The organism is Streptomyces sp. NPDC029122, from assembly GCF_055569445.1.
Map to the genome: position 1 here is coordinate 59,189 of NZ_JBVHWK010000027.1, position 19,015 is coordinate 78,203.

The window sequence follows — 19,015 nt, forward strand, 5'->3', positions numbered from 1 at the left end:
TCCTCCTCAGACCCCCTGCCCCGCACACCCCCGCACTCCCGACGGCGTACCCCGGGCCGCCCGCATCATTCGGGGCGCCGTTCAGGAATGCGGCATGGGGAAGGTGTTGAGGCCGGTCCCGGGGAGGCCGGACGGCGTCCAGCCCAGGCGGGTGCCGGCCCGTCGCAGGCGGCCGGCGCCGAGGGCGGGGTAGGCGGCCGGGGCGGCGCCGACCGTGCCCGGGACGATGACGCGCACCGCGTGCAGGCCCCCGGCGGCGGCCTCCGGCGCGGTGATGTCCACGGTGATGACCTCGTACCCCCGCGCACGGACCCGGTCGGCCAGGCCGCCGCCCGCGCCGACGCGCGGTACGTCGCTCCAGCGGCCGGCCGGGAGGTCCCAGGTCCACGGCGCGACCCGGTCGGCCGCCCTCCGGTCCAGGTAGAGCTGCTGCTGGCACAGCTGCTCCACGACGTCCGACGCGTCCTCGCGGTAGGAGTCGAGGTAGCGGCGGTCGGCCCGCCAGGGTTTGAGCGGGGAGGGCCGGCCCGGGGTCCGGACGGTGGCCGCGGGGTCGTCCAGGGTGCGGCAGGTCAGCTGCAGGGTGTACGCCTCGGCCAGGGCCTTGGCCGCGGCCTCGACCGGGTCGGGGCGCACGGCGAACCCGTACGTCAGCCAGCCCTCCGCGCGGCTGCGCACGCCGGCGGCGAGCACCGGCGCCCCGAACTCGTTGTCGATGTGCGTCAGCCGGACGTCGAAGTCACGGGCGGCGCCGCTGGTCAGGCCGCGCAGGTACGCCGTCGGCTCCAGGGCCGGCAGCGGCCGGGCATGGGCCCACCACACGGCGGCCGCGTCACGTTCGACCACCTCCTCCAGCCCGGCGCGCAGCGCGTCCTCGGGGGTGGGGCCGGCGGCGGTGCCGCCCAGGGCGGGGAAGGCGTACAGCGGTTCCGGCCCCTGGTGCGGCATCCGCCGCCAGGGCGTGTACACGAGGAAGGCCGGTACGTGGACGGGCTCGTCGCGATCGGCGTAGCGGCCCTCGACCCAGTGGGCCGGGGAGTCCCGCAGGAAGGGGCGGAACGGGAAGCCGGGGGTCGCGTACTGGCGGGGCGAGTACAGGACGAGCCGGCGGGGGTCCAGCGCGGGGACGCCCCGGCGGGACAGCTCGTCGTGGCTCGCGTACCGGACCCGCTCCGGGGCGGGCGGTACGGAGCCGCAGAACCGCTCGACCGCTTCCCCCTCGGCGGAGCGGCGGGCCCGTCCGGGGCCGTCCCAGGAGGTGCCGAACGCCTGCCGGTCGGCCTGCCACGGCCTGCCGGGGCCGGGGTCGGTGAGGTCGCACACGGCCAGGTGGAGGGCGGGCGGGGTACCGGCGGGGCCGGTGAGGACCCGCGTACGGGAGATGACGGACGGGTGCGGGCCGGCGCCCGGCGCCGGACAGCGGTCGCTGTCCGGGCCGGGCTCCGCGGTACGGGTGGCTGTCATCGGCTCACACGTACGCGGCGACGCAGTTGTCGACGATGAACTGCTCGGCGTCGACGTACGCCGCCACGCAGTTGTTGACGACGAACTCCTCGGCGCCGACGTAGGCGGCGACGCAGTTGTCGACGACGAACTGCTCGTCCACGAGGTCCACGAGGTTCATGACGCGTTCCCTTCGGTTGCGTGTCCTCTTCCGGTTCCGGAGGAGGCGGTCGGGAGCGGCGGGGTGCCGCTGCCGTCCCGTACGGGGCTCGCGGAGCCCGTACGGAAGTCTTCGCGGGCGGTGACCAGCGCGCAGCCGGCGCCGGCGGTGGTGGCGAGGACCGCGCACAGGGTCCACAGCGTGGTGGCACCCCACTGGTCGAGGACCCAGCCGCCGGCCGCGGGGGCCAGGAACGCGGCGGCCGACCAGGCGCCCCCGTACATCCCCTGGTACCGGCCGCGGCTCTCGGCGGGGGCGCGGCCGGCGGTGACGGCGATCCCGGCGGGCGCCTGGAGGATTTCGCCCAGCGTCCAGACGAGGACGGTGCACGCGAAGGCCGCGACGCCGTCCGCGAACACCGTCAGGCCGAACCCCCAGCCGAGGAGCAGGCAGGCGGCGAGCAGCACCCCCGGACGGGAGCGGCCGCTCACCAGCCGGGTCAGGGGGATCTGCAGGGCGACGACCATCAGCCCGTTCACGGCGCTGACCAGGCTGAACATCTCGGGCGAGTGCCCCTCGCGGGTCATGACGACGGGCAGGGTGGAGGTCCCCTGCTTGAAGACCACGGCGAACAGGGCGGTCATCAGGACGAAGAGCATGAAGGAGCCGTCGCGGTGCACGGGCACGGCCTCCGCCCCCGCCGCGGGCGCCGGCCGCCGCCCGGCCGGGCCGGGCCGGGTCTCGGGGACCTTCGCCAGCACCAGGATCCCGCACAGCAGCGTCGCGGCGCCGTCGGCCAGGAAGACCAGGGCGTAGCCGTGCGCGACCATCAGGCCGGCCAGCACCGCCGCGATCGCACCGCCCGCGTTCAGCGCCCAGTAGTTCAGGGCGAAGGCCCGCTGGCGGTCCTCGGGCCGGACCAGGTCCGTGAGCGAGGCCTGCATCGCCGGCCGGACCGCGGTCGCGCCGAGCCCCATGGCCAGGGCGGACGCGGCCACCGCCCACGGCGCGGTGCTCACGCCGAGCAGGGCCATGCTCACCGCCGTCCAGAGGTGGGCGGCGAACATGGTCGTGCGCCGCCCGATCCGGTCGGCGAGCGCTCCGCCGAGGAACGTGCCCGCGATCCCGCCGAGGCCGACGAGGGACATCACGAGCCCCGCGTACGAAGCCGAGTAGCCGTGCCCGGCGGTGAGCGACAGGGCCAGCATGGGACCGGCGAAGCCGCCGATCCAGTTCACCAGGACGCTCAGCCAGATCCACCAGAACGCCGTCGGCAGGCCGCGTACGGCCGCCGGGGCCCTCAGCCGTGCCCCCCGCGGGCGGGTCACCGGCTGCCGGCCGGGTCGCCGGCGGCGGGCCCGCCGTACGGGAAGCCGAACCGCGGCCGGACCGGGGCGCCGCCGTCGGCCTGCCCGGCCAGCTCCTCCAGCAGACCGGGCTCGCGGGCGGCGGCCACCAGGACCTCGCGCAGGCCCTCGTACCAGTCCCGCGCGTCGTCCGCGGTGGTGAACCTCGGCAGGTCCTGGCGTACGCGGGAGCGGGTGCGCGCCAGGTGGACGAGGAGCCGCCGCAGCAGGTCCCCGGCCGAGGGCAGCCGGGTGCCGAGGGTCAGGTGGAGCGAGGGGCGGCCCTCGACCGCCTTGACGGTGTGCCACCAGCCGCGCGGCAGGTACAGCACGTCGCCGTCGGTCAGTTCCCCGGACCAGGTGGCGGCGTCCGGGGCCGGCGGGGCCGGGGCGCTGAGGACCCCGACGGGGTGGTCCTCGGTCGGCGGGTGGACGTCCCAGTGCTTGGCGCCCTCGGCCTGGAGGACGAACACGTCGTGGTCGTCCCAGTGCGTGTGGAACCCCTGCTCGGCCCCGCCCAGGTTCACGTACAGGTTGGCCTGCACGAGGGAGCGCAGGGTGCCCTCCACCGCGGTGACCAGGGCCCGCAGCGGGGCGTGGAGTTCCTCGATGCCGTCGATGACGAGGGTGCTGCCCGCGCGGAGCGTCTCGTACAGCCGCTCCGGGCGCAGCCGCGAGGGGCGCCCGCGCGGCGACAGCTGCGGGACGGGCTCGGCGCAGGAGGCGAGGGGCACCCCGTCGGCGGACCGCACCAGGTGGACGCGGGAGGAGTCGGTACGGGCGGCCGCGAGGACCTCGTTGAGCTCGGGCCAGCCGAAGAGGCCGCGGAAGCGGCCCTCCCGCCCCCGGATCAGGACGGGTTCGGACCCCAGCCGGTGGCGGAGGAACTCCGGCTCGGCGAGCGGGTACAGCAGGCCGGCGAGCCCGCCGGCGGGGGCGCGGCCGGGTGCGTCCGCCTGGAGGATGTCCACAGCTGCTCCGGGTCTGCTCGGTGGGGGACGGGTGGGTGAGCGGTAGGTGACGGGTGGGTGAGGGGGCGTGCGGCGGGTCAGCCGGCCGTCGGGACGGGCGCCAGCGTGTCCCGGATCAGGGCGAGGGGAGGCGCGGCCACCAGGTAGAAGTGGTCGCCCGGCACGGCCCGTTCACGGACGCCGCCCGTGGTCAGCTCGCTCCAGGGCCGGCGGTCCGCGTCCGCGTCGGCGTCCCCGGTGAGGGTGGTGACCGGGCACCGCACGCTCGGTGCGGCACCCGAGCCGGGGGCGTAGGAGTGGAACATCTGCGCGTCCGCCCGTACGTACGGCAGGACCAGCTCCTGGAACTCGGGGTCGGCGGCCAGTTCGGGATCCGTCCCGCCGAGGGTGAGGAGCCGCTCGATGACGGCCGGGTCGTCGTCCGCGTCCGGGTCGGCCCACTCCTCGGCGGACGGGTACGGGGCGTCGCGGGAGCCCGACGCGAACAGGTGGACGGGGTCGATCCCCCGGGCCTCCAGCGCCGCGGCGGTCTCCAGGGCGATCGGCGCGCCCATGCTGTGCCCGAACAGGGCCAGGGGGCGGTCGGCCAGGGGCGCCACGGCGTCGGCGACCGCGCGGGCGAGTTCGCGCAGGTCGGCCGCCACCGGCTCGGCGAGGCGCTCGGCGCGGCCGGGGTAGCGGACCGCGTACACCTCGACCCCGGGGATCTGGTGGCCCCAGTCGCGGAAGAAGGACGCGGATCCCCCGGCGTGGGGGAAGCAGATCAGACGGGCGACCGGGTCGGCGACGGGTGCGGTGCGGTGCAGCCACAGGGCGGTGCCGGCGGTCGCGTCGTACGGGGCGGTGAGGTCGGTGGTCACTGGGAGGTCTCCTGTGCCGGGTCCTGCCGGCGGGCGCGCAGGGCACGGGCGCGGCGCGCGGCGGCGCGGCGTTCGGCCGAGACGGTGCCGTCGGCGCCTTCGGTGGCACCGTCGCCGTCGCGCAGCATCGCGACCTGCGCGGCGACGGTGGTGTGCTTGAACAGGGCGACGACCGGGGGCCGTTTGCCGGTATGGCGTTCCAGGGCCTCACGGAGCTGGAACATCGCGAGGGAGTGGCCGCCGAGGTCGAAGAAGTTGACGTCCAGCGGCACGTGGGGGGTCTTCAGGATCTCGGCCCAGGCGGCGCCGACCTGTGCGGTCAGGTCGCCCCCGGACCCCGGCGCGCCGACGGCGCCGGCGCCGTCGGCGGCGACGGGCCGCGGCTCGTCGGCCAGGGCCCGCAGGGCCGCCCGGTCCGCTTTGCCGTTGACGGTACGGGGGAACGCGTCGAGGCGGACGATCCGGGCGGGGACCATGACGGCCGGCAGCCGGGCGGCGAGCCGTTCGCGCAGGGCCTCGGGGGCCGGTACCGGCCCGGACGGGGCGAGGACGAAGGCGGTCAGGGAGGTGCCGGCGGCGTCCGGGACGGCGACCGCCTCCCGTACGCCGGGCAGGGCGGCCAACTGCGCCTCGATCATCGGGAGTTCCACGCGGTGGCCGCGGATCTTGACCTGGTGGTCGCGGCGGCCGAGGAAGGCGAGGGTGCCGTCGGCGTTCCAGCGGGCGCGGTCGCCCGTACGGTACATCCGGGCTCCTGGCGCGTCCGCGAAGGGGTCGTCGAGGAAGGCACGGGCGGTGGCCTCCGGCCGGCCGTGGTAGCCGCGGGACACCCCGGCGCCGCCGATGAACAGCTCGCCCTCGGTGCCGGGCGGCACCGGGCGCAGTTCGTCGTCGAGCAGGTGGAGCAGGGCGCCGGGGACCGGCCGGCCGATGGAGACGGGGCCCGGGGCGTCGAAGCGCCGGTAGGTGGCCCAGACGGTCGCCTCGGTGGGCCCGTACTCGTTGACCAGCGCGGTGGGGGCGGTGCGCAGGGCGAAATGGCGGTCGACGAGTTCGGGCGGCAGCGCCTCGCCCGCGACGATGACGGTCTCGAGGGAGCTCAGGCGCTCGCCGCCGAGGGAGCGCGCGGCGTCCAGGAGGACGCTGTAGAGGGAGGGCACGCACAGCAGCCGGGTGACCCGGTGGCGCTCGACGAGGGCGACCAGCCGCTCCGGGTCGCGCACTTCGTCCGGGGTGGCGACCACCAGGTGGCCGCCTGCCGTGAGGGTGCCCCAGAGCCCGGCCACCGACGAGTCGAAGGCCAGCGGTGAGACGAGGAGGAAGACGGGCCGGCCGGGGTAGACCGTGCGGCGGGCCAGGGTGGAGGCCGCCAGCTGTCCGTGTTCGACGACGACGCCCTTGGGCTCGCCGGTGCTGCCCGAGGTGTAGATGAGGTAGGCGGCGTCGTGGGCCGCCACCGGAACGCCGGGCGACTCCGGCTCGCGGCCGCGGGCCGCGCCGCTCGCGGGGCCGCCCGCCGGTTCCCGAGCGGTGGAGCCGGCGTCGACCAGGGGTACGTCGAGCCCGGTGAGGCGGGGGCGGGTGGCGTCGGTGACGAGCACGGCGTCGACCTGGGCGTCCGTCAGGACGGCGGTCAGGCGGGCGTCGGGGTTCGAGGCGTCCACGGGTACGTACGCGGCTCCGCAGCGCATCACGCCGAGCACGGCGGCGACCATCGCGAGGGACGGTTCGACGAGCACGCCGACCCGTCCGCCGCGGCGGACGCCCGCCTCGGTGAGCGCGGCCGCGAGGCGGCCGGCCCAGGCGTCGAGGTCCCCGTACGCGATGCTGCTCGCGCCACAGCTGACGGCGGTACGGGCGGGGCGGGTGCGGGCGAACCCCGCCACGAGTTCGTGCACCGGCGGCCGGGGGCCGGCGGGGAGGGGCTCGCCCTCTCCCGCGGGGCGGGGCGCGCCGGCCGGGGGCCCGGAAGGAGCGGTCAGGGTCGGCGTGGCCATCAGGAGTCCTCCATTGCTCGTCCAGACGGCGCAGGGCCGGTCCGCGTCTTCAGGAGCTTCATGCCAACAACATTGCCAGGCGAGTCACAATTATGGCAACCTCTTGCCAGATCTGGAAAGTCAACTCGGTGAGCCGGGACGCCCGGTGAACCGGAATCACCATGGGAAGGGCAAGAGCCATGACTGAAACCCTTCAGGCACCGGCCGGTGTGACGGTCACTCCGCTGACCGGGAACATCGGCGCCGTGATCGGCGGCGTGGACGCGGGCGGCGCGCTGAGCGACGGGACGATCGCCTCCATCCGCGCGGCCCTGCTCCAGTACAAGGTGGTGTTCCTGCGCGATCAGGACCTGGACTACGCCGCGCAGACCGCCTTCGCCTCGCGCTTCGGCAAGCTGACGCTCGGGCACCCGATCTACGACGCCCCCGAAGGCCGCCCGAACCTGAGGGAGATGGACTCCAAGCAGGGCACCCGCGCCAACCACTGGCACACGGACCTCACCTTCATCGAGCGCCCGCCGGCCTTCGCGTTCCTGCACAGCAAGGTCATCCCCCCGGTGGGCGGGGACACCGTGTGGGCCAACGCCGCGACCGCGTACGCCTCCATGCCGGCGGAACTGCGCCAGTTCGCCGACCAGCTGCGGATCGTCCACAGCAACGACTGCGACTTCACCGACGACACCGTCATCGAGCGCGGGGCCTACATCTCCACCCCCTACGAGGCGGAACACCCCGCGGTCCGGGTCCACCCCGAGACGGGCGAACGCTCCCTCCTGCTCGGCGGGTTCGCCCGCAGGGTGGTGGGCTACCCCCCGCAGGCCTCCCGCGACCTGATCAGGGTCATGCAGGAGTACCTCACCAAGCCGGAGCACACCGTGCGCTGGCAGTGGAAGGTCGGCGACATCGCCATCTGGGACAACCAGTCGACGGCGCACTACGCCATCTACGACTACGGCAACCAGTACCGCCGCGGCGAGCGCGTCACCGTCGTGGCCCCCACCCCCGTCGGCGTGGACGGCCGGCCCAGCGTGGCCCTGCGCGGTGACACCTCCGCCTACAGCACGGGCCGGGACTGAGCGGCCGGCGCCACCCGGACACGAAGACCACGATCCCGGACATGACGGAGACACAGGTGCGCACGTCCCCCTACGGAACCTGGACCTCACCGATCGGCGCGGACGCGGCCGCCGCCGGACAGAAGAAGGTCGAGTGGGCCGCGTTCATCGGCGAAGAGGTCTGGTGGACCGAGTGGCGCCCCGGCGAATCGGGACGCGTGGCACTGGTGCGGCGCGCGCCCGACGGCTCGGTCGCCGACGTGCTGGACCCCGGGTGGAACGTCCGCACCCGGGTCATCGAATACGGAGGGCGGCCGTGGCTGCCCCTGGGCGCGGAGCCCGCCGCCGGGTTCGTCTTCACCCACTGGGACGACCAGCGGGTGTACCGGGCGGTGCCCGGCGGCCGTCCGGAGCCGATCAGCCCGGAGCCCGCGCTGCCCGGCGGGGCGCACTACGCCGACTTCTCCCGCGTCGGGGACGAGGTCTGGTGCCTGCGCGAGACGGCCCTCACCCCGGACCGCGCCGAGGTCCGCCGGGACCTGGTCGCCCTGCCGCTGGACGGCGCCGCGGCCGCGGACCCGGCGGCCGTACGGGTCCTGGCCGCGAGCCACCACCTGATGACCGGCCCCAAGGTCTCCCCGGACGGCCGGTACGCGTGCTGGCTCGGCTGGGACCACCCGAGGATGCCCTGGGACGGTACGGAGCTGATGTGCGCGCCGGTCGGCCCGGACGGCACCCTGGGCCCCGCCCGCGTCCTGGCGGGCGGGCCCGGCATCGCCGTCAGCCAGGCGGAGTGGGCCCCGGACCGGCCCGGCGTCCTGTACGCGCTCAGCGACGGCACCGGCTGGTGGAACCTCCACGAGCTGTCCCTCGACGGCTCCGTACGCCCCCTGTGCGCACGGGAGGAGGAGTTCGGCGAGGCGCTGTGGCGCATCGGAGCGCAGTGGTTCCTCCCGGTCGGCGGCGGCCGGATGTTCGTCACGCACGGGGTGGGCGCACGGCGGCTCGCGCTCCTGGAGGCCGACGGCTCGCTACGGGACCTGGACGCCCGCGAGGAGCTCACCGAATGGGCCGTGCTGGCCACCGACGGCCGCCGCGTGGCCGCCTCGGCCGCCGGCCCGCGCAACCGGGGCGAGCTGCTGCTGATCGGACCGGACGGCGGGGCGCCGGAGGTGCTGCGCCCGGCGGACACCTCGTACGAGGACCACCTGCCCCCGGGCTACCACGCGGTGTTCCGCGGCCCGGAGGGCGAGGAGGTGCACGCGTACGTGTATCCGCCGCACAACCCCGGCTTCACCGCCCCGGAGGGCGAGCTGCCCCCGTACGTGGTCCAGGCGCACGGCGGTCCCACCACCCGCAGCCAGCTGGTGGCGGACCTCTCCACCGCCTTCTTCACCAGCCGCGGCGTCGGCGTGGTGGACGTCCAGTACGGCGGGTCCACCGGCTTCGGGCGCGCCTACCGCGAACGGCTGCGGGAGGCCTGGGGCGTGGTCGACGTACGCGACTGCGCCACCGCGATCCGCGGCCTGGTCGCACAGGGGAAGGCCGACCCCGGGCGCATCGGCATCCGCGGCGGCAGCGCGGGCGGCTGGACCGCCGCCGCCTCGCTGGCCGCCGAACCGGAGCTGTACCGGGTCGCCGGGATCTACTTCCCGCTCCTGGACCCGGAGGAGTGGCGCGCGCAGGGCACGCACGACTTCGAGTCCCGCTACCTCGAAAGCCTCATCGGCCCGTGGCCGCGGGCCGCCGCACGCTACGCGCGGGTGTCGCCGCTGCGGCGCGCCGACCGGGTGCGCGCGCCGTTCGTGCTGCTCCAGGGGCTCGACGACGCCGTGTGCCCACCGGTCCAGGCCGAGCGGTTCCTGGAACGGATGCGGGAGAACGGGGTGCCGCACGCGTACCTCGCGTTCAAGGACGAGCAGCACGGCTTCCGCATGGCGCGGACCGTCATCGACTGCCTGCACGCCGAGCTCTCCGCCTACGGGCAGGTGTTCGGCTTCGAGGCCCCGGGCATCCCCCGCACCGAGCTCTCGGCGGGGCACCCGGGCTGAGCACCCGCCGGCCGCCCGGCCCGGTACACGGAAAGCCGCCCCCGGACATCCGGGGGCGGCTTTCCGTGTACCGGGCGTTCGCGTACGGTCAGCCGGCCGCGGCCGCGGCCTGGGCGGCGAGGGCGGCGACCACCTCCGTCTGGCGGCCGAGCGTACGGGCGAGGAGCAGTTCGCGGATCGGGACCCGGACGCCCAGCCGCGCACCGAGCCTGCGCGCGAGGCGGGTGACGAGCAGGGAGTCGCCGCCCAGGGCGAAGAAGTCGGCGTCCGGGGCGATCTCCTGATGGCCCAGCAGCTCCGCCCAGACCCCGGCGACCAGCGCGGGCACGTCGAGGGGGTCAGGGGACCGCTCGCCGGTGCCGGGCTCCGGGGCCGCCGGCCCGGGGGCGCCCGCGATGCGGCGGGGGGCCTCCGAGGGCGGCGCGGCCTCGGGCGCGGTCCGGCGCGGCCCCGCGAAGGCGTAGCCGGGCAGGCGTACGGGGCGGCCCCCGTCGCAGAGCCGGCCGGCCGCGAGCGGCTGGCCCACGGTCCAGAGGGCGCCCAGCGCGGTGAGCACGTCCTCGGCGCGGGCGGCGCGGGCGGCGGCGAGCGGGACGGCGGTCAGGTCCGCCGCCTCCGCCAGGGCCGACAGCGTACGGCCCGGACCGGCCTCCACGACCAGTGCGCCGGGCAGGTGCCGGGCGAGGGCGCCGAGGGCCCGGGCGAACCGGACGGGGTTGCGCGCGGCGGCGGCGAAGGAGTCCGCGGCGACCTCGGTACCCGGCAGCAGGAGCCGGCCGTCGTTGGCGGCCCACGGGATCACCGGCGGGTGCACGGCGGTCCCGGACAGCTCCGCGGCGAGCAGCGGGACGGCCGGCTCGACGAGCGCCGAGTGGAAGGCCCGCGTGGTGCGCAGCCGGTGCGTGACGACGCGCCCGGCGAGCCGGGCCTCGAACTCCGCGACGGCCCCGGGGGCACCCGCCACCACGCTGCCCTCCGGGGAGTTGACCGCCGCGAGCTCCAGGGGCAGGCCGCAGGAGGCCAGCAGCTCGCGGGCGGCGTCCTCGCCGCAGCCGAGGGCCAGCATGGCGCCCTCCGGGCAGTCCTGCATGGCGCGCCCGCGCAGGGCCACGAACCGGGCCGCGTCGGGCAGTTCCAGTACGCTCGCCGCACAGGCCGCCGCGACCTCGCCGAGGCTGTGCCCGATCACGGCCCGCGGGACCAGGCCGAGACCGCGCAGGGCCGCGGCGACCGCGTACTCGACCGCGAAGAGCGCGGGCTGGGCCAGCCGGGTCCGGGCGAGCTCCTCCTCGGGGAACGCGGGGTCGTGCACGGCACGGTCGACCTCGGAGGCCAGGCCGGGCCCGAAGGCGCCGAGGCACTCGGCGAGGGCCTCGGCGAAACCGGGCAGGGCCTCGGCGAACGGCACCGCCATGCCCGGGCGCTGGGACCCCTGGCCGGGGAAGGCGAGGACGAGGGGGGCCGGGCCGGCCTCGGGGACACGGCCGCGCACCACCCCGGTGCCGGCGGCGAGGCGTTCGGCGAGGCCGGCGGTGTCCCGGCCCACGACGGCGAGGCGTTCGGGCAGCGCGGTCCGGCCGGTGGCGAGGGTACGGGTGACGTCGGCCGGCGCCGGGGCGTGCGCGGCCAGGTGGCGGCCGAGGCGGTCGGCGGAGCGCCCGAGGGCCTCGCCGTCCGCGGCGGAGAGCAGCGCGAGGTACCCGGCCCGCGGCCGGTCCCGGTCCTCGGAGCGGGGCGCGGGGGCCGGCGGCGCCTCCACGACGGCGTGCGCGTTGGTGCCGCCCACGCCGAAGGAGCTGACGCCGGCCCTCCGGGGCTCGGGGCCGGACCACGGCGCGGCGGCGGCGGGTACGTACAGCGGCGAGTCCGCGGTGTCCAGCAGGGGGTTGAGCCGGCTGAATCCGGCGACCGGCGGGACCACGCCCTCGCGCACCACGAACAGGGCCTTGATCAGTCCGGCGAGTCCGGCGGCGTTGTCGAGGTGGCCGGTGTTCGCCTTGAGCGCCCCCACGGCGACCTGGCCCGGGGCGGCGCCCGCGGCGCGCAGGGCCGCCGAGGCGGCGGACCACTCGATGGGGTCGCCGACCCGGGTGCCGGTCCCGTGCGTCTCCAGGTAGCCGATGCTCGCGCCGTCGACGTCCGCGGCCTCCAGGGCGGCCCGGATGACGGCCTCCTGGCCGCCGGCGGAGGGGGCGTAGTAACCGGCCTTCGCCGAACCGTCGTTGTTGACGGCCGTGCCGAGGACGACGCCGTACGGCTCCACCCCCTCCGCGAGCGCGTCCTCCAGGCGCCGCAGTACGACGCACGCCACCCCGGAGCCCGCCACCACGCCGTCGGCGTGTTCGTCGAACGGCCGGCAGGCCCCCGCCGCGCTGTGGATGCCGCCGGGCACGTGGAGGTGCCCGGCCTGGGGGTAGGCCACGCCGGCGCCCACGACCAGGGCCTGGTCGCACTCCGCGTTCAGCAGCGCCTGGACGGCCGTGTGGAGGGCGACCAGGGAGGAGGAGCAGGCGGTCTGGACGGCGATCGCGGGCCCGGTGAGGTTGAGCTTGTAGGAGATGAGGCTCGCCATGAAGTCCGGCTCGTTGCCGTGGACGGCGTCCTCGAGGGTCATGGGGTCCAGACCGCCGCCGGCCAGCATCGCGCGCAGGTAGCCGCTGCCGCTGGCGGAGGCGTACACGCCGGTGGTGAGCGTGGTGTCGAGCGGGCCGGTCCCGGCGTCCTCCAGGGCCGCCCACGCGCACTCGAGCATCATCCGGTGCTGCGGGTCCATCATCTCGGCCTCGCGCGGGCTGATCCGGAACAGGGCGTTCTCGAAGCGGTCGGCGTCGGCGAGGTGCCCGTGCACCGGCACGAACGCGGGATCGTCCACCAGGCTCCGCGGCACCCCGGCCTCCCGCAGCCTCTGCTTGTCGTACCGGGTGGTGAGGACCCGCCCCTCCAGGAGGGCCTCCCACCACCCGGCCAGATCGGCGGAGCCCGGGAACCGGCCGGACAGCCCGGTCACGGCTATGTCGAGGGAACGGTCGCGCGTCATGCATCCACCTTCGTGTCGCGCCAGTACGGATCAGCAAGGTTGCCAGATTAGGCAAGTTGATGGCAATGTCCTTGTCATCGACTTGTCTGACAGGCGGTTAACCGGAACAGAGGGGAGAGGACGGCGTGCGACCAGACCCGAAGTGGACCGCCGGCCCGCGCAACACGGCGCCCGGCGGGGGACTGCACGAGGCGTTCGCCCGCAGGGCGGCACAGTGCCCGGGGGCCGTCGCCCTCGTCGAGGGGGACCGCACCACCACGTACGCCGAACTCGACGCGGCGGCCGACGCCTGGGCCGCGGGGCTCGTCGCCGCGGGTGTCACCCCCGGCGCGCTGGTGCCCGTACTGCTGCCCAGGAGCACGGATCTGGTCACCGCGCTGCTCGCGGTCCTGAAGACCGGGGCGGCCTACGCCCTGCTGCCCCCCGACTGGCCCGCGGACCGGCTGCGGGACGTGCTGCGCGACCTGCGGCCGCCCCTCCTCATCGCCCGCGACGGCCTGGGCGTGCCGCACGGCGCCACGCCGCCCGTCTGGTCGCCGCCGGCCCGGCGGACGGCCGGGGCCGGTCGGGCGGCGGAACCGGCCGGCTTCACGCCCGTGGCCGTCGACGCCGGCGATCCGGCGTGCGTCTTCTTCACCTCCGGGACCACCGGCCGGCCCAAGGGCGTGCTCAGCCCGCACCGGGCGACCGCGCGCCTCTTCCAGCCGGGCACCTTCGCCGAGTTCACCGCCGCCACGGTGATGCCGCTGGCCGCCGCCACCCCCTGGGACGCCTTCTCGCTCGAACTGTGGGCGGTGCTGCTGAACGGCGGCACCTCGGTGATCGTGACCGACCCCTACCTGTCGCCCGTGGCCCTGGCCGAGGCCGTGTCCCGGCACGGCGCGGACACCGTCTGGCTGACCAGCAGCCTGTTCAACATGATCGTGGACGAGGCCCCGGACGCCTTCCACGGGCTCCGCCAGGTCGCGATCGGCGGGGAACGGCTCTCGGCCGGCCACGTCCGCCGGTTCCTGCGCCGGCACCCCGGCATCGCGCTCCTCAACGGCTACGGGCCGGTCGAATCCACGGTCTTCGCCACCACGCACCGCGTCACGGAAGCCGACTGCGACCTCCCCGGCGGCATCCCCCTCGGCCGCCCGGTGCCCGGCACGCGGGTCCACGTCCTGGACGGGAGCCGGCCGTGCGCGGTCGGCGAGACCGGCGAGATCTGCCTCGCGGGCGACGGACTGGCACTCGGCTACCTGGGCGACGAGGCCCTGACCGCACGGAAGTTCACCGACGTACGGATCGACGGGCAGGAGGTGCGCGTCTACCGCACCGGCGACCTCGGCCGCTGGGACCGGGACGGCCTCCTGCACTACCAGGGCCGGGCCGACCGGCAGCTGAAGATCCGGGGCCACCGCGTCGAGCCGGCCGAGGTCGAGCGACAGGTGGAGCGGCTCCTGCCCGCGGTGCGGCACTGCCGGGTACTGGCCCGCGGCGACGCCGCCCGCGGCGAGCTCGAACTGGTCGCGTTCTGCGTGCCGGTGCGGCCGGGGGACCCGCTGGACGGCGCCCCCGACGTGCTGGCCGGGGCCCTGGTCCCCTACCAGCGGCCCGCCGCGCTGGTCAGTGTCGACGCCTTCCCCGTCACCGCGCGGGGCAAGCTGGACGAACGGGCCCTGCTGGCGCTGGCCGGTGCGGCCGGACCGGCCGCCCCCGGCGGCCCGTCGCCGGAGGCGGCGCACCCGGCGCGGCCCGGCGTCCGGGCCGGTATCCGCCCCGCCGAGCTGCGCGATCCCGTGCTGCGGGCCGTCGCGGAATGCTTCGCCTCCGTCCTGGAACTCGACGCGGTCCCCCTCGACGTGCCCTTCGTCCACCTCGGCGGGACCTCCCTCGGCGCGGGCCGGCTCTGCGCACGGCTCGGCGCCGCCCTGTCCCGGCCGGTCCCGGTCTCCTGGCTGTACCAGGACCCGACGGCCTCGGGACTCGCCCGCCGGCTGGCCGCCGCGCCGGAGCGGGAGCCGGAACCGGACGCGGCTGCCGCCGGCCCCGGCGAGCGCGGGGGCTCCGCCGGCACGCCGCTGTCCGCCATGCAGCTGGTGCACCTCACCCCCGGGTTGCTGGACCCGGCGGACCGTACCGGGCACTGCCTGATGACCTGGGCGGTCGAGGGCCGCCTGGACCGCGCCGCCCTGGAGGCGGCCGTCGCCGAGGTGCACCGGATCCACGAGTCCCTTCGCGCCGCGTACGTCCTCGACCCGCGGCCCGCCGCGGAACTCGTGGACGTCCCCCCGCCGCCCCTGGAGGTCCTGCCCGCCCGCGAGTCCGTCGCCGCGGCGGCCCGCGCCGCCCGCGCCGAGCTCGCCGGGGAGCTGGCCCCCGACGCCGGCGAGGTGTGGCGCACCGTCCTGGTCCCCGTCACCGGCCCGGAGCCGGACGCCGGCACCGCCGTCTTCGGCTGCGTGGTGCACCACGTCGCCTTCGACGGCTGGTCCGAGGGCGTCCTCGCCGAGGACCTGAGCGCCGCCTACCGCACCGCGGTGGCCACCGGCACCCCCGTACTGAGCCACCGCCCGACGCTGGCCGCGGTGCACCGGCAGCGCCGGGCACACCTGCGGGAGGCCGCGCTGGAGACCCACCACGCCCGGCTGCGGGCCGAGCTGGCGGACGTACCGGCGATGAGGTGGCCGGCCGGCCCCGAGCCGCGGGAGGCGGGGGCACCGGGGCTCGTCGAGACCGTACTGGACGCGGAGGCAGTGGCCGGGGCCGACGCCGCGGCCGCCGCGGCGGGGGTCACCCGTTTCGTGGTCCTGCTCTCCCTGTGGGCGGCCGGCCTGTCCGAGGCGACCGGGCAGCGGGACTTCGCGGTCGGCGTCCCCGTGGCCCAGCGCGACGGCGCGGAGCTCGAACGCGCCGTCGGCTGCCACATCAACATGCTGGCCCTGCGGCTGCGCGGGGCGGCCCTGGACGGCGACGGCCCCGCGGTCGCGCGCGTCGCCGGGACCACCGCCCGCGCCTTCGCCGCGCAGGACGTGCCGTTCCCGGACGTCCTGGCGCTGGTGGATCCGCCGCGCGACGGTCGGCCCCCGCTGTACCAGACCCTCTTCGCCTGCCAGGACAACGTCCCGCCGAGGCTGGAACTCGTCGGCACGAGGACCACCTTGCTGCGGCAGCCCTATCTGGACCTGCCCCTCGAACTGCACACGGAGCTGTGGCCCGCGGACGACGGCGGGCTGCTCGTCCACACCGCCTTCAGGCCCGACGCCGTCGCGGAGAGCACCGCGCGGGAGGTCTCCAAGCGCTTCGCGGAGCGGGTGCGCACCCTCGCCCCGGGAGCCCGCGGCGCAGGAGCCCTCGTCCCCGGAGCCGTCCCCGGAGCCCTCGTCCCAGGAGTCACGCCATGACGACCACCGCCGTATCGCCCGCCCTGCTGACCGATCCCGGACTCCACGCGAGCGGTGATCCGCACGCCGTGTGGCGGTGGATGCGCGCGCACGCCCCGGTGTACCGCCACGAGGCGGCGGAACTCCCCGCGTTCTGGTCGCTGACCCGTCACGAGGACATCCGGTCGGTGTACCGGGACGCCGCGGCCTTCAGCTCGGCCCGCGGCGTACTGCTGCGCTCCGGCGACGACCCGGGCGGCGGCATGACGCTCGCCCTGACCGACGCCCCGCGGCACAAGCAGCTGCGCGGGCTGATGGCGGACTGGTTCAACACCCGTGCCGTACGGGGCCTGGAGGGCTACATCCGGGCGGCGACGCGCAGCGTCCTCGGGCGGGCCCTGGAACTGGGCGGCTGCGATTTCGCGGACGACGTGGCGGGGCGGCTGTCCCTGTCGGTGATCTGCCACATCCTGGGCATCCCCGAGCGGGACCACGAGGACCTGTACCGGTGGACGAACGAGGCGTTCGAGGCCCACGCCTCCCTGGTCTCGCACCCCCAGCTCGTCGAGTACTTCATGGAGCTGCTCTACCAGCGGATGGAGGAGCCCGCCGACGACCTGGTGAGCGCCCTCGTCAACGGCACGGTGGACGGGGAGCTGCTGACCGAGGAGGAAGCGGTCTTCAACTGCGAGAACCTCATCGGGGCCACCGAGAACGGCCGGCTGGCCCTGATCGGGGGCATGCAGGCCTTCCTGGAGCACCCGGACCAGTGGCAGCGGCTGGCCGCCGACCGCTCCCTGATGCCCGGCGCCATCGAGGAGGTCCTGCGCTGGACCTCCAGCGCGACGCACAGCATGCGGGTCGCCACCCGCACCGTGGAGGTCCGGGGCACGCGCATCGAGGCCGGCGACCGCGTCGCCCTGTGGCTGCCCTCGGCCAACCGCGACGAGGACGTGTTCACCGATCCGTACCTCTTCGACATCACCCGCAGCCCCAACCGGCACATCGCCCTGGCCGCCGGAGAGCACTTCTGCATCGGCAGCACGCTGGCCAGGGCCGAGATGCGCGTCCTGTTCACCGAGCTGCTCGACACCGTGGGCCGGATCGAGCAGAACGGCCCCGTACGGCGGCTGCGGTCCATCGAGGTGGGCGGCCCCGAGACGCTGCCGGTGCGCCTCACCGCGAAGTGACGGCCACCGCGGCCGCGACGCCCCCTCCCTCGCCTCCCCCCGACCGATCACGCACCCCACGAACCGTCCAGGAGTGAACACATGACGGACAAGAAGGAACGGCCCGGCCTCGTACACCTGTCGCACCCCGCCGGGGTCTACCCCAGCTCCGGGTACACCCATGTGGTCACCGGGCCCGGGCGGGTCGCCGCGATCGCCGGCCAGATGCCGTTCGACGCCGACGGCGAACTGGTCGGCCCCGGGGACCCCGCGGCGCAGGCCCGGCAGGTCTTCACCAACATGCAGCGCTGCCTCGCCGCCGCCGGAGCCACGTTCGACGACGTCATCAAGCTGACCTACTTCGTCACCGACATCGCCTCCGTCCCCCAGATCCTGGCCGCGCGCGACGAGTTCATCGACACCGAGCGCCCGCCGGCGAGCACGGTGGTCCAGATCGTGGCGCTCTACCGCCCCGATCTGCTGCTCGAGGTGGACGCCCTCGCCCTGCTGCCCGTCGAGTAGACCGGAACACACACCATGACTCCCACCACCTCCCCCTCCGCCTCCGCCTCCCTCCGGGACGCCGGACTGCAGGCCCCGCCGCCGCCCTTCGACGCCGAGCTGGCCGGGCCGATCGGCTGGATCCTCGGCGAGCTCCCCATGCCCCTGACCCCCGAGCTGATCCCGGACCGCCGCCGCCGTTCCGCCGAAGGGCGGCTGAGCGACGAACGGATACGCCGCGGCGGGGCGTTCGAGATCGAGGAGCGTACGGTGCCCGGCCCGGCCGGCGCCCCCGCGATCACCCTGCTGATCTGCCGCCCGGCGTCGGCCCCGGGGCCCGTACCGGTCATCTACCACACCCACGGCGGCGGCATGGTGGCCGGCAGCCACCGCAGCACCGAACTGATCGGCGAGCTGGACCGCGCCCAGGACCTGGGGGCGGCGGTGGTCTCCGTCGAGTACCGGCTGGCCCCGGAGCACCCCGACCCGGCGCCGGTGGAGGACTGCTACGCCGGACTGTGCTGGCTGGCCGAGCACGCCGAAGGCCTCGGCCTCGATGCGGACCGCGTCTTCCTCAGCGGCAACAGCGCCGGCGGGGCCCTCGCCGCCGGCCTCGCGCTGCTGGCGCGGGACCGCTCCGGCCCGCGCCCGATCGGCCAGGTGCTGCAGTTCCCGATGCTCGACGACCGGTGCGGCACGTTCTCCGCCGGGCAGATGGCGCGCGTCGGGCTGTGGGACGGCGAGTCCAACCGGGCGGGGTGGACGGCCCTGCTGGGCGAGCGGCGCGGCACGCCGGACGTCTCCTGCTACGCGGCTCCGGGCCGGGCCGAGGACCTGTCCGGACTCCCGCCCGCCTTCATCGAGGTCGGTTCCGTGGAGGCACTGCGCGACGAGGGCATCACCTACGCGTCCCGCATCTGGCAGACCGGCGGCTCGGCCGAACTCCACGTCTGGTCGGGGGCGTTCCACAGCTTCGACGAGTGGGTCCCGGACGCGGCCGTCTCGAAGGCCGCGCACCGGGCGCGGGTGGCATGGATGCGCCGCGTACTGGCGGGCTGAG

Annotated in this window: 13 protein-coding genes; 6 read left to right on the plus strand and 7 right to left on the minus strand. The window is 76.0% G+C overall.

All coding sequences use genetic code 11. From position 1 onward, the window contains the following. Nucleotides 1-81: 81 nt before the first annotated feature. From ACZ4WZ_RS26740 to ACZ4WZ_RS26765, 6 genes are all read right to left on the minus strand, one after another. Complete coding sequence (locus ACZ4WZ_RS26740; protein WP_467894120.1) at nt 82-1,464, minus strand: YcaO-like family protein; 1,383 nt, start codon at nt 1,462-1,464, stop codon at nt 82-84. Nucleotides 1,465-1,468: 4 nt separating this feature from the next. After that, the gene (locus tag ACZ4WZ_RS26745; RefSeq protein ID WP_467894122.1) at nt 1,469-1,624 is read right to left on the minus strand and encodes a hypothetical protein; all 156 of its coding nucleotides are present in this window, start codon (nt 1,622-1,624) and stop codon (nt 1,469-1,471) included. Continuing rightward, complete coding sequence (locus ACZ4WZ_RS26750; RefSeq protein ID WP_467894124.1) at nt 1,621-2,931, minus strand: MDR family MFS transporter; 1,311 nt, start codon at nt 2,929-2,931, stop codon at nt 1,621-1,623. The genes ACZ4WZ_RS26745 and ACZ4WZ_RS26750 overlap by 4 nt, the downstream gene beginning before the upstream one ends. After that, nucleotides 2,928-3,920 carry a cupin domain-containing protein gene (locus ACZ4WZ_RS26755; protein WP_467894126.1) on the minus strand — a complete coding sequence of 331 codons (993 nt, stop codon included), beginning with the start codon at nt 3,918-3,920 and terminating at the stop codon, nt 2,928-2,930. The genes ACZ4WZ_RS26750 and ACZ4WZ_RS26755 overlap by 4 nt, the downstream gene beginning before the upstream one ends. Nucleotides 3,921-3,997: 77 nt before the next feature. After that, the gene (locus ACZ4WZ_RS26760; RefSeq protein WP_467894128.1) at nt 3,998-4,780 is read right to left on the minus strand and encodes a thioesterase II family protein; all 783 of its coding nucleotides are present in this window, start codon (nt 4,778-4,780) and stop codon (nt 3,998-4,000) included. Continuing rightward, complete coding sequence (locus ACZ4WZ_RS26765; protein ID WP_467894129.1) at nt 4,777-6,777, minus strand: non-ribosomal peptide synthetase; 2,001 nt, start codon at nt 6,775-6,777, stop codon at nt 4,777-4,779. The genes ACZ4WZ_RS26760 and ACZ4WZ_RS26765 overlap by 4 nt, the downstream gene beginning before the upstream one ends. A 179-nt stretch (nt 6,778-6,956) precedes the next feature. On the opposite strand from ACZ4WZ_RS26765, the gene ACZ4WZ_RS26770 reads away from it, so the two are divergent. Continuing rightward, nucleotides 6,957-7,853, plus strand: coding sequence for a TauD/TfdA dioxygenase family protein (locus tag ACZ4WZ_RS26770; RefSeq protein ID WP_467894131.1), 897 nt, complete (start codon nt 6,957-6,959; stop codon nt 7,851-7,853). Nucleotides 7,854-7,894: 41 nt separating this feature from the next. After that, complete coding sequence (locus ACZ4WZ_RS26775; protein ID WP_467894133.1) at nt 7,895-9,883, plus strand: alpha/beta hydrolase family protein; 1,989 nt, start codon at nt 7,895-7,897, stop codon at nt 9,881-9,883. 88 nt (nt 9,884-9,971) lie between these two features. Here ACZ4WZ_RS26775 and ACZ4WZ_RS26780 read toward each other — a convergent pair whose 3' ends face one another. Then, a complete protein-coding gene (locus tag ACZ4WZ_RS26780; protein WP_467894135.1) occupies nt 9,972-12,920 on the minus strand; it encodes a type I polyketide synthase in 2,949 nt (982 codons plus the stop codon). Between the two features lie 125 nt (nt 12,921-13,045). On the opposite strand from ACZ4WZ_RS26780, the gene ACZ4WZ_RS26785 reads away from it, so the two are divergent. The 4 genes from ACZ4WZ_RS26785 (at nt 13,046) to ACZ4WZ_RS26800 (ending at nt 19,014) form a co-directional block, all read left to right on the plus strand. Further along, on the plus strand, nt 13,046-16,306 hold the full coding sequence (locus ACZ4WZ_RS26785) for an amino acid adenylation domain-containing protein (RefSeq protein WP_467894137.1): 3,261 nt from the start codon (nt 13,046-13,048) through the stop codon (nt 16,304-16,306). After that, nucleotides 16,303-17,475 (plus strand): cytochrome P450, encoded by a 1,173-nt coding sequence (locus ACZ4WZ_RS26790; protein ID WP_467894139.1) that lies wholly within the window; start codon nt 16,303-16,305, stop codon nt 17,473-17,475. Before ACZ4WZ_RS26785 ends, ACZ4WZ_RS26790 begins: the two co-directional genes overlap by 4 nt. 81 nt (nt 17,476-17,556) lie before the next feature. Then, entirely contained in the window at nt 17,557-17,976 is a 420-nt protein-coding gene (locus ACZ4WZ_RS26795; protein WP_467894140.1) for a RidA family protein, read from the plus strand. Nucleotides 17,977-17,991: 15 nt separating this feature from the next. Next, nucleotides 17,992-19,014: an alpha/beta hydrolase gene (locus ACZ4WZ_RS26800; RefSeq protein ID WP_467894142.1), complete on the plus strand. Its 1,023-nt coding sequence runs from the start codon at nt 17,992-17,994 to the stop codon at nt 19,012-19,014. Nucleotide 19,015: the final 1 nt, after the last annotated feature.